The sequence below is a fragment of the Roseburia sp. CLA-AA-H209 genome (assembly GCF_020687575.1).
Lineage (GTDB): Bacteria > Bacillota > Clostridia > Lachnospirales > Lachnospiraceae > Roseburia_C > Roseburia_C amylophila.
Map to the genome: position 1 here is coordinate 1 of NZ_JAJEQU010000030.1, position 12,093 is coordinate 12,093.

The 12,093-nt window shown below is 42.0% G+C and carries 15 protein-coding genes, 2 tRNA genes and 1 riboswitch; of the genes, 2 read left to right on the plus strand and 15 right to left on the minus strand.

The features are described from left to right. Positions 1-238 precede the first annotated feature (238 nt). The 13 genes from LKD41_RS15030 to LKD41_RS15090 all read right to left on the minus strand — a co-directional run bounded on the left by LKD41_RS15030 (position 239) and on the right by LKD41_RS15090 (position 9,405). Positions 239-328, minus strand: a tRNA-Ser gene (locus LKD41_RS15030). A gap of 29 nt (positions 329-357) precedes the next feature. Continuing rightward, a tRNA-Ser gene (locus LKD41_RS15035) sits at positions 358-443 on the minus strand. Positions 444-577: 134 nt separating this feature from the next. Next, positions 578-1,291: a 2-C-methyl-D-erythritol 4-phosphate cytidylyltransferase gene (gene ispD, locus LKD41_RS15040; RefSeq protein ID WP_227701627.1), complete on the minus strand. Its 714-nt coding sequence runs from the start codon at positions 1,289-1,291 to the stop codon at positions 578-580. Next, positions 1,291-2,322 carry a tRNA (adenosine(37)-N6)-threonylcarbamoyltransferase complex transferase subunit TsaD gene (gene tsaD / locus LKD41_RS15045; RefSeq protein ID WP_022243534.1) on the minus strand — a complete coding sequence of 344 codons (1,032 nt, stop codon included), beginning with the start codon at positions 2,320-2,322 and terminating at the stop codon, positions 1,291-1,293. The genes ispD and tsaD overlap by 1 nt, the downstream gene beginning before the upstream one ends. Then, positions 2,309-2,905, minus strand: a complete 597-nt coding sequence (locus LKD41_RS15050; protein ID WP_022243535.1) for a DUF6715 family protein — start codon at positions 2,903-2,905, stop codon at positions 2,309-2,311. Before LKD41_RS15050 ends, tsaD begins: the two co-directional genes overlap by 14 nt. Before the next feature lie 2 nt (positions 2,906-2,907). Beyond that, positions 2,908-3,819, minus strand: coding sequence for a ribonuclease Z (locus LKD41_RS15055; protein WP_227701628.1), 912 nt, complete (start codon positions 3,817-3,819; stop codon positions 2,908-2,910). A gap of 17 nt (positions 3,820-3,836) precedes the next feature. Then, a complete protein-coding gene (locus tag LKD41_RS15060) occupies positions 3,837-4,070 on the minus strand; it encodes a hypothetical protein (protein WP_227701629.1) in 234 nt (77 codons plus the stop codon). Between the two features lie 33 nt (positions 4,071-4,103). Then, positions 4,104-4,538 (minus strand): ribosomal protein S18-alanine N-acetyltransferase, encoded by a 435-nt coding sequence (rimI, locus tag LKD41_RS15065; protein WP_022243538.1) that lies wholly within the window; start codon positions 4,536-4,538, stop codon positions 4,104-4,106. After that, a complete protein-coding gene (tsaB, locus tag LKD41_RS15070) occupies positions 4,525-5,232 on the minus strand; it encodes a tRNA (adenosine(37)-N6)-threonylcarbamoyltransferase complex dimerization subunit type 1 TsaB (protein WP_227701630.1) in 708 nt (235 codons plus the stop codon). Before tsaB ends, rimI begins: the two co-directional genes overlap by 14 nt. Then, positions 5,229-5,660, minus strand: coding sequence for a tRNA (adenosine(37)-N6)-threonylcarbamoyltransferase complex ATPase subunit type 1 TsaE (gene tsaE, locus LKD41_RS15075; RefSeq protein ID WP_022243540.1), 432 nt, complete (start codon positions 5,658-5,660; stop codon positions 5,229-5,231). Before tsaE ends, tsaB begins: the two co-directional genes overlap by 4 nt. Positions 5,661-5,672: 12 nt before the next feature. Next, positions 5,673-6,176, minus strand: a complete 504-nt coding sequence (locus LKD41_RS15080) for a YcxB family protein (protein ID WP_117947710.1) — start codon at positions 6,174-6,176, stop codon at positions 5,673-5,675. Between the two features lie 98 nt (positions 6,177-6,274). Next, positions 6,275-6,919, minus strand: coding sequence for an ECF transporter S component (locus tag LKD41_RS15085; protein WP_022243542.1), 645 nt, complete (start codon positions 6,917-6,919; stop codon positions 6,275-6,277). Positions 6,920-7,038: 119 nt separating this feature from the next. Next, positions 7,039-7,187, minus strand: a riboswitch (FMN riboswitch). Positions 7,188-7,263: 76 nt separating this feature from the next. Continuing rightward, positions 7,264-9,405, minus strand: coding sequence for a Tex family protein (locus tag LKD41_RS15090; protein ID WP_227701631.1), 2,142 nt, complete (start codon positions 9,403-9,405; stop codon positions 7,264-7,266). Between the two features lie 142 nt (positions 9,406-9,547). Between LKD41_RS15090 and LKD41_RS15095 the strand changes: the two genes are divergently transcribed. Next, positions 9,548-9,970 carry a DUF4190 domain-containing protein gene (locus tag LKD41_RS15095; RefSeq protein WP_022243544.1) on the plus strand — a complete coding sequence of 141 codons (423 nt, stop codon included), beginning with the start codon at positions 9,548-9,550 and terminating at the stop codon, positions 9,968-9,970. A gap of 65 nt (positions 9,971-10,035) precedes the next feature. On the opposite strand, the gene LKD41_RS15100 is transcribed toward LKD41_RS15095, so the two are convergent. Continuing rightward, positions 10,036-10,857 (minus strand): DUF975 family protein, encoded by an 822-nt coding sequence (locus tag LKD41_RS15100; protein ID WP_227701632.1) that lies wholly within the window; start codon positions 10,855-10,857, stop codon positions 10,036-10,038. Between the two features lie 19 nt (positions 10,858-10,876). Continuing rightward, complete coding sequence (locus LKD41_RS15105) at positions 10,877-11,350, minus strand: hypothetical protein (protein ID WP_227701633.1); 474 nt, start codon at positions 11,348-11,350, stop codon at positions 10,877-10,879. Between the two features lie 151 nt (positions 11,351-11,501). Between LKD41_RS15105 and LKD41_RS15110 the strand changes: the two genes are divergently transcribed. Then, positions 11,502-11,954, plus strand: coding sequence for a DUF2752 domain-containing protein (locus LKD41_RS15110; RefSeq protein ID WP_227701634.1), 453 nt, complete (start codon positions 11,502-11,504; stop codon positions 11,952-11,954). Positions 11,955-12,093: the final 139 nt, after the last annotated feature.

Genomic DNA, 12,093 nt, shown 5'->3' on the forward strand with positions numbered 1-12,093 from the left:
ATGATTTTGTAATCTTTTGATTACGTTTTTCTCAAAATCTTTCAAGGTTATTTCACTGTTCAGTTATCAAGGTTCTTGACCAGTTCTGCGAACTCTTTTGCTTTGTTCTCACCGGTCAGCTTGTTTATATTATCACAGGACTTTCTCTTTGTCAACAACTTTTTTTACTTTTTTTGACTTATTTTTTACAGTCGTAAAATCCATTGTCGAACGTCCGCATAATCATCTCACAAGCGAGCGGAGAAGGAGGGATTTGAACCCTCGCGCCGCTGTTAACGACCTGCACCCTTTCCAGGGGTGTCCCTTCGGCCAGCTTGGGTACTTCTCCGAATCAGTTTCCAATTATTAAGTTGGAAGCGGAGAGAGTGGGATTCGAACCCACGCGCCCTTGCGGACAAACGGTTTTCAAGACCGCCTCGTTATGACCACTTCGATATCTCTCCATATTGATACGCTTCAAATCAGCGCAAAAATGATTCTATCATCAAATAGATAGCATGTCAACAATTATTTTCATTTTTTCAAAATTTCAAAATATATCCATTTGATTTTCCACTGATGCCGGATGGTTTATTTTCTATGAGCATACACCTTTACCAGGATTTCCTGCATTCAGCATAAACTCCGCCATTTCCAAATCTTCCGGTGTTGTAATCTTAAAGTTGCGATAGCTACCATCTATTACATATACCGGAACTTTTCCATATGCCTCCACTACCATTGCATCATCTGTAACATCTTCTCTTCCATCCGCTATCATCTTCTGGTAAGAATCATAAATCAGGGAATAGGAAAATGCCTGCGGTGTCTGTACCGTATAAAGGCTTTTTCTTGGTGGGGTATCCTCTACTTTTCCGTTTTCATCTACCTTTTTTATGGTATCCTTCACCGGCACAGCTGCAATACATGCATGTTTTTTCTGCACTTCATCCATTATATGTCGGATGACTTCCTGTCCGATAAACGGGCGTGCCCCATCATGAATCAGTACATAATCCGTATGTTCACACGCACTTAAGCCCTGAAAAACAGAGTGGTAACGTTCCTTACCACCCTTTACTATCTTCGTTACTTTATGCAATTTATATTTTTCTACAATTTCTTTCCGGCAGTATTCCTCTTCTCCTTCACCGGTTACCAGTACGATTTCATCTACCGGGCTTTCTTCAAATGCCTTAAGGGTATAATAAATCACCGGCCTCCCACAAAGAAGCAGATACTGCTTATGGACAGAGCTTCCCATGCGGCTTCCTTTTCCCGCAGAAAGCACGATCGCTGTATACTTTGCCATTAACGTTCTCCTAATTTTAAGTTTGGTACTGCATTCAAATCAAGTCCGGAACGGATTCCCGCCCGGTAATCATAATATGCTGCTGCCCCTATCATTGCTGCATTATCGGTACAGAGAATCGGCGACGGATGATAAAATGCCACATTTCTCTTCCGGCACTCTTCTTCCATTGCTCCTCTTAAGGTTCCATTAGAAGCCACTCCGCCCGCAATAGCAAATTTATCAATCTGATATTTTTCAATGGCATGCATGGCATTTCCCACCAGCACATCAATAACCGCTTTCTGGAAAGATGCTGCAATATCCGCCTGCACAATCTCAATACCTTTCATTTTACAGCTGTTCAGATGGTTTAAAACAGCAGACTTTAAGCCACTGAAGCTGAAGTCATACTCCCCATCTGCAATCTTCGGTCTTGGGAATTCCACAGCATGAGGATTTCCTTCATGTGCTACTTTTTCAATCTTTGGTCCACCCGGATAGCCTAATCCGATTGCTCTCGCCACTTTATCAAAGGCTTCACCTGCTGCATCATCCCTGGTTCTTCCAAGTATCTCATATTTTCCATAATCCAGTACTTTTACCAGATGTGTATGACCGCCGGATACCACAAGGCATAAAAATGGTGGCTCTAACTCTTTATTTTCAATATAATTTGCGCTGATGTGTCCCTCAATATGATGCACACCTACCAGTGGAATATTTCTTGCATAACTGATTGCTTTTGCTTCTGCCACACCAACCAGGAGGGCACCCACTAATCCCGGTCCATAAGTTACACCGATTGCGTCTATATCTGCCCAGTCTGCCTGCGCTTCCTGCATTGCTTCTGTTATTACCTGATTAATTTTCTCAATATGTTTACGGGATGCAATTTCCGGAACCACACCTCCATATAAGGTATGTAATGCAATCTGGGATGAAATGATATTCGATCTTACATCCCTTCCATTTACTACAACTGCTGCCGCAGTCTCATCGCAGGAACTTTCTATTGCAAGAATTGCAATATCTCCTTTATTTTTCTGCATCACCATTGTCTCCTTCCAGTGCCACAAATCCTAATATTTTCCAGTCCCCATTCTCATCCTTACGCAGCACATATTCCTGGTTAGCCCGGTTATATGCCTTGGTAGAGCGCAGGAAATAAGATGCCGTCACATAGGCACAATCACTTCCCTCTACTTTCTTATAAGCCACTTCATCTGTATCGCAGACAGATGCTGTTGCTATAATCTTACTTTCTGCTTTATAAGCCGCAATGTCATTCTGCATCTGGGTTGAAAATGTATCCTGCGGATTGTTTTCCAATAACTCTTCATCCATCAGTGCACGCATCTTCTCCAACAGCTTCTGGTACTGCTCATCATCATAAGTTTCATTATAAAGGCAGAGCAGAATCCTATTATAATATTTGATTACAGCACGAGGTGACGCCGGATAATCCTTCTCTAAATTTTTACTTAAAACAGAGGTTATCTCATCTGTTTCTCCTGTTGTTTCCACACTTCTTGGTGAGCGGTTTGTCAGATAATAATAAAATCCGGCCACAATTCCAACGCAAATCACACCTATAATAACTGTCTTAATTATGCCTGCTGTACGTTTCTTCATGTTTACGCCTCCTCAAAATCCAGTGTAACACTCTTTCCATCTTTGCCTAAATATGCATTCGGATATATCTTCCTTACAGCATCCATATAGTCTTCGCCCCTTACAAGGGACGGGCTAAAGTGGGTAAGCCACATTTCTTTCACCCCGGCATCCTTGGCAAGATGTGCTGCTTCATAAAAAGTCATATGTTTATATTGTTTCGCTTTTGCAAGTTTCTCTTTTTCTGCATACATACCTTCACAGATAAATAAATCGGAATCTTTGGCATTTTTTGCAATGCTCTCCGTCGGGCGGGTATCAGTACAATATGTCAGCTTGATGCCTTTTCTTGGCGGGCCTAATACCATTTCCGGCAGATAGGTCTTGTCCTCTTCTTCAATAATTTCACCTTTTTGCAGGCGGCTCCAGTATTTCTGCGGTATCTGACATTCTAATGCATGTTCCACTGAAAATCTTCCAGCCCTTGGGATCTCCAAGGTATAGCCGTAGCAGGTAACATTATGGTTCACCCGGAAAGCATGGATCGTATATCCCTTTAATTCTATAGTCTCTTCCGGTTCCGTCAGTTCTATAAATTTAATCTCAAAAGGCAGTTCCGGTGCAATCACACGCAGTGCATTTACCACACGTTCCAGTCCCTTTGGTCCAATCATCGTCAGTGGCTCAGTTCGTTCTGCATTTCCCATGGTAAGAAGAATTCCAGGCAGTCCGCTGATATGGTCCGCATGGTAATGTGTAAAGCACATAATATCCACCGGCTTAAAGCTCCAGCCTTTTTCTTTTACTGCAATCTGGGTTCCTTCGCCACAGTCAACCATCAGACTGCTGCCATTATATCTTGTCATCAGTGAAGTCAGCCAACGATATGGCAATGGCATCATTCCACCGGTTCCTAATAAACAGACATCTAACATTCTATTTCCTCAGCTCTCTATACAATTTCTGTTACTTCTTCCATTAAAGGCGGTATCACAAACTGTTTTGTCCATTCATCAAAGCAGGACTCGCATACACGCAGTTTGCTTTTCACACCATCCTTAGCAGAAAAATAATTCCATTCTTTTTCTATATAAATATAATCCTGTTTTCGTTCTTCGATTTCTTTTCCACAACAATTGCAAACCATTCCGCATCCTCCGTCTCTTATCTTGTGTCTCTCTTTCATTATAGAACCATTCCAATAAATTTGCAGTGGAAATTACTGGACCCTGCTCATGATATATGCATCCTCTGAGGGCTTTTCATAAAAATTCTTTCGAGTTCCAAGTACAGAGAATCCAAGTTTCTGATACAGGCGAATGGCAGGCTCATTGGATACCCTTACCTCTAAAACATACCGGCGAATACCATGTTTTCTACCCTGCTGCATTAGTTCTGTTACCAGTTGTTCCCCATAACCTCTGTTTCTGCAGGCTTCACTTATTGCCACATTGGTAATCTCACCTTCATCTAATGCCATATACATTCCACAATATCCTAAGATGGAACCCGCTTCTTCTGCCACCAGAAAAATCACATGGTTCATGGCAAGAGCATCGCGAAATCCCTGCTCGCTCCATGGCTGTGAAAAAACTTTTGCCTCTATGGCTGCTACATCAAAAACATCTGCCTCTGACATTCTACGAATTTCCATGCTGTTCCATCCTCTCGCGTTCTGCCTGGGAAAGGCGCAGATATTCCGGTTTGTGTTCTTCTGCAGATTCTAATTTACCTGCTTTGTAATATTCTTCTCCTAAAGTTGCAACAGCTGCTGCACGCTGCTTATTCACATGTGCCGGTGCAAAGGAATATGGCACTTTACAGTTTTCTTCTATATAAGTGGCAAATACCGGGACACCATCCCCCAAAAATACAACCGGAGCATTGTTTTCATTTATCTTTGCTACAATCTCATCAATTCCCACAACGCACTGTGGGCACAATACCTGCATTTTTTCGTCTTCAAACTGATATAAACCGGTATAGGTCTGGTTTCTTCTGGCATCCATTAATGGACAGATAATATCTCTATGCCCATAGAGGTTGTATGCCAGTGCATCCACGGTCGGTACGGATATCAACGGCTTATCCAGTGCAAGTCCCAATCCTTTTGCTGTTGCAGAGCCAATCCGAAGTCCGGTAAATGAGCCCGGGCCCGCTGCAATTGCAATGGCATCTAATGTATCCAAATCCAGTTCTATCATTTTCGCAAGTTCATCTAACATTGGCAGTAAGGTCTGTGAATGTGTTTTCTTATAATTTACAGTAAATTCTCCCAACAGCACATCATCTTCTACTACTGCTACGCTGGCTACCAGTCCGGAGCTGTCCAATCCCAATATTTTCATCGTTCCACCTCTTCTATTGTTATCCTGCGATAATCAAATCCTTTTTCCAAATCTTTCTCTATTGTTATCTGCCGGTAATGATCCGGTAAAATTTCTTCAATCAGATTTGCCCATTCTATCATGGTCAGACCATTTCCATAAAAATAGTCCTCATAGCCGATTTCATCCATTTCCTCAATATCCGCAATCCGGTATACATCAAAATGATAAAATGGCATTCTTCCTTCTTCATACTCCTGCACAATAGTAAAAGTCGGACTGCAGATAGGTTCTGTTATCTCCAAACCCTTGGCTATTCCCTGGGTAAAAACGGTTTTTCCTACTCCCAAATCTCCGATTAATGTATACACTTCTCCCGGCTTTGCTTCCCGTCCAATCTGTTCGCCTAACTTTTCTGTTTCTTCTGCCGAAAATGTTTCATATACCATATACTTTTCTTCCTATCTCTTCTTCATACAATTCTGGTGCTTCTTCAAATTCTTATCTGCCAGTTCCTTCAACGCTGCATACTGTCCGCCTACAATTTCCATCGGCAGGATATATGCATTCACGCGGCTGCTGTAAATCAGAACATTATGCTTTGTTGACACCATTTTATAAATCTGTTTCCACTCCAGCAGGGCATTTTCTTCTCCCAGAGATACATGGACACCTTCATCATCCAACATATAATGCAGTGTACTTTTCAGTGCCTCTGACATGGAAATCTGTCTTGCCGCCCGCATTTTCAAGGTTAATGGAAAATAAAAAAGAAAGACAATGCCAAATATGATGTAAAGCACCGTATACATGGTATCTACCTTTCCATAGGTTCCCACTGCGGCTACAAATCCAAGCACCGCTGCCAAGATGGAAAAGATTCCGGTAAAACTGGTATATATATGATACATATTAAACCGGTACATATCGTTCGCTGTTATTTTTACATCAAATTCAATTGGCATTGTCTTTCCTCCTGCTTACTTTTCTGATTGAAGTATAGCATTATTTTCGGGAATAGACAAACTCTTTATCAATTTTGTGTCGGGCAAAAAAGGGACGTCTAATTCTTACGGCTGTTGGTTCCTTTGATAATTGGTGAAATATGTTTATAAATCAAAAATGTAATTCCAACACTAATCATACCTTTTAAGAAGGTGAATGGCATATTAAATACTACCAGACACTCCAATAAATTATCCATATGTCCGCCTACTGCAGAAGCGATTGCATTGTAAGCACCAATAATGGCATCTTCCGGCATAAATGCTGTATAGAACGGATATACCAGGAAATAGTTTGATACCACACTGAATACTGCCATGAAAAGTGCTCCTGCTAAAGAACCGATTAATGCACCTTTGCGGTTCTTCTTAAATTTGTAAATCAGTCCTGCCGGAAGCACAAACGCTACTCCAAGAATGAAATTGGACAATTCTCCAACACCACTTGTGGTTGTAATAGTCAGATGAATCAGATTTTTAATCAGGCAGATTACAATTCCGCTGACCGGTCCCATGGAAAATGCTCCAATCAATGCCGGAAGTTCTGAAATATCCAGTTTGATGAAGTTTGGCATAAACGGAACTGCAAAATCAAGGAACATCAGGATGAACGCAATGGCTGAAAGCATTGCTGTCATCGTCAGATATCTTGCATTTACACCTGTTTTTACGTTGCTGTTTGTTGTTACACTGTTTGTACTCATTTCTTTTACTCCTTTTTTCTTTACTTTTAGCTCTTGCAAGGGATGTCCGGAGTATTGGTGTACCATAAAAGCCCCGGATAAAACTATCCGGGGCACGCAAAATAATCACCTTAATGGTCACTTATCTTCTCCCATCCAGACTATACTGTCGGTTTTGGATTTTCACCAAATCAACTGCAATACTGCAGTTCACGGACTAATGTGTCATGCACAATCACCGTCGGTCGGGAATCTATGCTTCGCATATCACCCTGCCCCGAAGACTTCCTATTCAATTACTATGGGTTTATTGTAGAGCTTCACTTTTTCCTTGTCAATACCCAATTTTATCTGTTACCTTTTATTTACAGTTTCATAGTCAGCTGGATTCTCTGTTTCTTAAGGTCTACGCTCATTACTTTTACTTCTACAATATCTCCCACGCTGACCACTTCCAGCGGATGTTTGATATAGCGTTCGCTCATCTGGGAAATGTGTACCAGTCCATCCTGATGTACTCCGATGTCCACAAAGGCACCGAAGTCAATGACATTACGGACGGTTCCTTTTAATACCATTCCCGGGGTCAAATCCTTCATTTCCAGTACGTCACTCCGCAGAATCGGCTTTGGCATATCTTCCCTCGGATCTCTTGCCGGCTTTTCCAGTTCCTTTACAATATCCCGTAAAGTAAGTTCTCCTACTTCCAATTCTGCTGCCAGTTTCTTATAATCTGAAATCTTCTTTGAAATCCCGGTTAATCCGCCACCGGTTATCTCTTCTTCTGAATATCCTAATTTTTCCAAAAGCTTTCTGGTTGCTTCATAACTTTCCGGATGCACGCCGGTTGCATCCAACGGATTCTTTCCACCGGTAATACGAAGAAAACCGGCACACTGTTCATATGCCTTCGGTCCTAATTTTGCCACTTTCAAAAGCTGGCTTCTGGATGCAAATTTTCCATTTTCTTCCCGGTATGCCACGATATTTTTCGCAATCACTTTGCTGATACCGGAAATGTATTCCAGCAGGGATACGGATGCGGTGTTTAAATCTACACCAACTTTATTTACGCAGTCTTCTACCACGCCGCCTAAGGCTTCACTTAATTTTTTCTGGTTCATGTCATGCTGATACTGACCGACTCCGATGGATTTCGGATCAATTTTAACCAGCTCTGCCAGCGGATCCTGCAACCGTCTTGCCATGGAAGTGGCACTTCTTTGTCCCACATCAAAGTTTGGGAATTCCTCTGTTGCAAGTTTACTTGCAGAATATACGGAAGCACCTGCTTCATTTACAATAATATACTGTACTTTTACCGGAATCTCTTTTAATAAATCCACGATAATCTGCTCTGACTCACGGGATGCTGTTCCATTTCCAAGAGAAATCAGTGTAATATGATACTTGGAAATCAGTTTCTTTAATACTACTTTTGCTTCCTCTACCTTATTCTGTGGTGCTGTCGGGTAAATGACTGTCGTATCCAATACTTTTCCGGTCGGATCTACCACTGCAAGCTTACATCCGGTACGGAATGCCGGATCCCAGCCAAGCACAACCTGTCCTGCAATTGGCGGCTGCATCAGAAGCTGTTCTAAGTTTTTTCCGAAAACTTTGATTGCTCCGTCTTCTGCCTTTTCCGTAAGGTCACTTCGAATCTCACGCTCGATTGCCGGTGCAATCAGACGCTTATAACTGTCTTCGATTACTTCTTCTAAAACAGGTCTGGTTATGGCATTATCTTTGGTTATTACCTTTTTCTGTAAATACGGAATAATCTGTTCTTCCGGCACTTCTACTTTTACTGTCAGTATTTTCTCTGCCTCTCCACGGTTCAATGCCAGCGTACGATGTCCTGCCATTTTTGCAATCGGCTCATCAAAATCATAATACATTTCATAAACAGATTCTGTTTCCGGATCTTTGGCAGCAGATACAATCCGACCATGTTTTACGGTAAGGTCACGGATGCGGATACGATAATCTGCTTCATCGGAAATATGCTCTGCAATAATATCCTTAGCACCTTCTAACGCTTCCTCTGCAGTATGAACTTCTTTTTCTTCGTTGATATATTTTGCTGCTTCTTCTAAGATTGGAGTCTTAAGCATCTGAAGACTGATTACATTGGCCAGTGGCTCTAAGCCCTTCTCTTTGGCGATGGTTGCTCTGGTTCTGCGCTTCGGTCGATACGGACGGTACAAATCATCTACGACTACCAGTGTCTGTGCTTCTTCTATCTGTTTCCGCAGTTCGTCCGTCAGCTTGCCCTGTTCTTCAATGCTGGCAATGACCTGTGCTTTCTTCTCTTCTAAGTTTCTAAGATAAGTCAGCCGGTCAAATAAGTTACGTAATATTTCATCATTTAATGCGCCGGTTGCTTCTTTTCGATACCGGGCAATAAAAGGAATGGTATTTCCTTCATCAATTAACTGAATTGCTGCCTGTGCCTGATTTTTTCTGATTCCAAGTTCTTCGGCAATTTTTTCTGTTATATCCATCTTGTATTTCCTTTCCTGTTGATGCGTTTGCGCTCATTATAGCATATCCGGCATTTCTGCAAAAGGGAAGATTTTGGGTTTTATTGTTTTTTCCGGCAGAAAATGGTATACTGGATTTATTCACGATTTGAGGAGGTTTTTTATGGATTTTCAACAGCAGCCAAACGGCTATCAACCAAATCCCAATTATTCATATAATATGAACCAGGCACCGCAACGTAATTACATGGACAAACGTTCCACCGGACTTGCCACCGCATCCATTGCTCTTGGCATTGTCTCCATTGTAACTTTCTGCTGCCTGTATGCAGCACTGCCTTGTGGGGCACTTGCCATTATTTTGGGACTTCTTTCCCGTGGCGGCGAGATGACTTTTTCCACCACCGGCAAAATCGGTATCGTCCTTGGAATTATCGGTCTTGTACTTACTATTGCACTTTATACTTTCGTCATTGTCATGATGTTTACCAACGCCGATTTCATCAACCAGATGTCCAACGGAAATACCGCTGATTATAACGAACTGATGCGGCAGTTTAATGAAATGAATCAGATGTACCAGTAAATATATGCAAAAGAAAAATGCCGGGAAACCAATTCTGATTTCCCGGCATTTTTCTTTTCTTATTTTTATACCGAAGCACTCCACGTACTGTACTGCGGATTCTGCTGTTGTGTTCCGTATGAGTCTGTCTGGTTTTCTGTCCGGTCTAATTCTCCTGTAATGTCACGATAGAATGTCACCTGTGTCTGTGTATAGTATGGTCCAATCCACAGGAAGCCGATTCCAAATGAAAGGAGACCAAGGAAGGACCAGCCAAGGAAGCTTAACATGATATAGAAGTATCTTCCCTTGTTGCCCTGCATCAGCGCTTTACTTTCCCTCATTGCCTGCCGGATTCCCTTGGTATTATCCTCAAGCAATATCAAAAACAGCATGGAATATTTTAAGGAAAGAATAAATGCGATCACTTCTCCTCCAATTCCAAGTACACACATAGCTACTACATAGCCAATAAAAATCCCCTCTGTGATTTTCATGCTGCCGGAAATGGCAGTCACATACATTCCAACAGAGACTGCGATTGCCGGAAGCATCGGAATTAATACCACAACCATAAATAAAAGGTATGCCAGAATGTATTTATCCGGATGATGATTGAATCCATAGAACATATCGGTAAACTTATATGGCTGCTTTCTTCCCATTCGTAATGCAATCCGAAGAATTCCTATATTTAAAACAACACCAAGCAATGTCAGTATAAATGCTGCTACATAATAAATTGCCCACTCCATTTTTCCGGAATACGGAGTCAAATTCCAGGAAAAGAACATGGTCGGCAAAGTTACGATTAACTGCGATACTACCATGGCTCCCATTGGCAATCCATAATGTCCGGTAAGATTTTCTCTTGCTATACGTTTTATTTCTGCTGATTTTCTTTTCATCTATCTCATGCTCCTGTTTTTATTTTCTTGTGTCGATTCTGGCTCCGGTCAGATCTGCCGCATCCTGGCTCTTTCGCTCCTGCTGATAAGGATTTGTTTCGTTCGGATACTTAATGGTGGTATTGGTCTCTCCACCTGCCACATATACTCTTCCGCACTCCGGGCATACGCCGGTACGAAGTGTTACGCTTGCAGATACCACCTGACCATTTCCTTCTGCTGCTTTGGCATAAGCATTGGAAACATGTTCTGCCTCATGGGCTGCCACACGGATTCCCGCCGCCTCCGGAGAGATGTGGGAAGCTGATTTAAAAGAAACATTCTCGTTGGAACCATCCTGATATTTCCGGTTCTTACAGGTCTGGCATTCGCCTTTGCTGCCATCTGCCGCCCCGGTACTCTTCGCATCTGCGTCAATTCCGACCCCATATGTATGATTGTATCCGGTATCATATCCTATGTCTTTCGGATTCCATCCATCAATCTGCATCATCCATTCCTCCTTCCAAAGTCTGAAAAAAGTGCCTCTTTTTATTATACACATATCTTGGGTGAAACACAATAACTTTGACTTTCCCTTATGACAATTGTATACTACCAACAGATTCTATATTTTGTTTGAATACTGATTTGCGAGGGTTTATATGAAAAAGAAAAAAACGTCCACTGCTATGGACAACGGATTATATATCACCGGCTGGTGCATCATAGGCACACTTCTTCTGCTGGTGCTTTTTATAAAAGCAACAAATATCCAGCTTTCAAAATATCTTTTCCCCTGTGTGCTTCACAGCCTGACCGGACTTTACTGTCCCGGCTGCGGCGGCACCAGAGCGATAGCTTTTTTACTGCATGGGGATTTCCTGCACTCACTAGTTTATCATCCCTTTGTGCCATATACCTTTGTGCTCTGCACCTGGTTTATGATTTCCCAGACTATTGAGCGGCTCTCTAAGGGAAGGCTTCGTATTGGCATGCATTTCCGGGAAGTATTTCTTTGGATTGCACTGGCTATTATTATTATAAATTTCATTGTGAAAAATGCGGCTCTTCTATTCTTTCAGATTGATTTTATGCCGCTGACGCATATATCATAATGTATCATATATCAAAACCTATAAGGAATTGCCACCGGCAGCTTTTTCGAACGCTTAACGAGAAAAAAGAATGTGCCTTGGCACATTCTCGCGCCTGCGGCGGTCGCTTGCGACATCTACCTTATACGCCGCAGTGCGC

Excerpts from the sequence above, each read along its gene's own strand:
- ispD (WP_227701627.1), bottom strand. The coding sequence starts at position 1,291 with ATGGCAAAGTATACAGCGATCGTGCTTTCTGCGGGAAAAGGAAGCCGC.
- tsaD (WP_022243534.1), bottom strand. The coding sequence starts at position 2,322 with ATGCAGAAAAATAAAGGAGATATTGCAATTCTTGCAATAGAAAGTTCC.
- LKD41_RS15050 (WP_022243535.1), bottom strand. The coding sequence starts at position 2,905 with ATGAAGAAACGTACAGCAGGCATAATTAAGACAGTTATTATAGGTGTG.
- LKD41_RS15055 (WP_227701628.1), bottom strand. The coding sequence starts at position 3,819 with ATGTTAGATGTCTGTTTATTAGGAACCGGTGGAATGATGCCATTGCCA.
- LKD41_RS15060 (WP_227701629.1), bottom strand. The coding sequence starts at position 4,070 with ATGAAAGAGAGACACAAGATAAGAGACGGAGGATGCGGAATGGTTTGC.
- rimI (WP_022243538.1), bottom strand. The coding sequence starts at position 4,538 with ATGGAAATTCGTAGAATGTCAGAGGCAGATGTTTTTGATGTAGCAGCC.
- tsaB (WP_227701630.1), bottom strand. The coding sequence starts at position 5,232 with ATGAAAATATTGGGATTGGACAGCTCCGGACTGGTAGCCAGCGTAGCA.
- tsaE (WP_022243540.1), bottom strand. The coding sequence starts at position 5,660 with ATGGTATATGAAACATTTTCGGCAGAAGAAACAGAAAAGTTAGGCGAA.
- LKD41_RS15080 (WP_117947710.1), bottom strand. The coding sequence starts at position 6,176 with ATGCCAATTGAATTTGATGTAAAAATAACAGCGAACGATATGTACCGG.
- LKD41_RS15085 (WP_022243542.1), bottom strand. The coding sequence starts at position 6,919 with ATGAGTACAAACAGTGTAACAACAAACAGCAACGTAAAAACAGGTGTA.
- LKD41_RS15090 (WP_227701631.1), bottom strand. The coding sequence starts at position 9,405 with ATGGATATAACAGAAAAAATTGCCGAAGAACTTGGAATCAGAAAAAAT.
- LKD41_RS15095 (WP_022243544.1), top strand. The coding sequence starts at position 9,548 with ATGGATTTTCAACAGCAGCCAAACGGCTATCAACCAAATCCCAATTAT.
- LKD41_RS15100 (WP_227701632.1), bottom strand. The coding sequence starts at position 10,857 with ATGAAAAGAAAATCAGCAGAAATAAAACGTATAGCAAGAGAAAATCTT.
- LKD41_RS15105 (WP_227701633.1), bottom strand. The coding sequence starts at position 11,350 with ATGATGCAGATTGATGGATGGAATCCGAAAGACATAGGATATGATACC.
- LKD41_RS15110 (WP_227701634.1), top strand. The coding sequence starts at position 11,502 with ATGAAAAAGAAAAAAACGTCCACTGCTATGGACAACGGATTATATATC.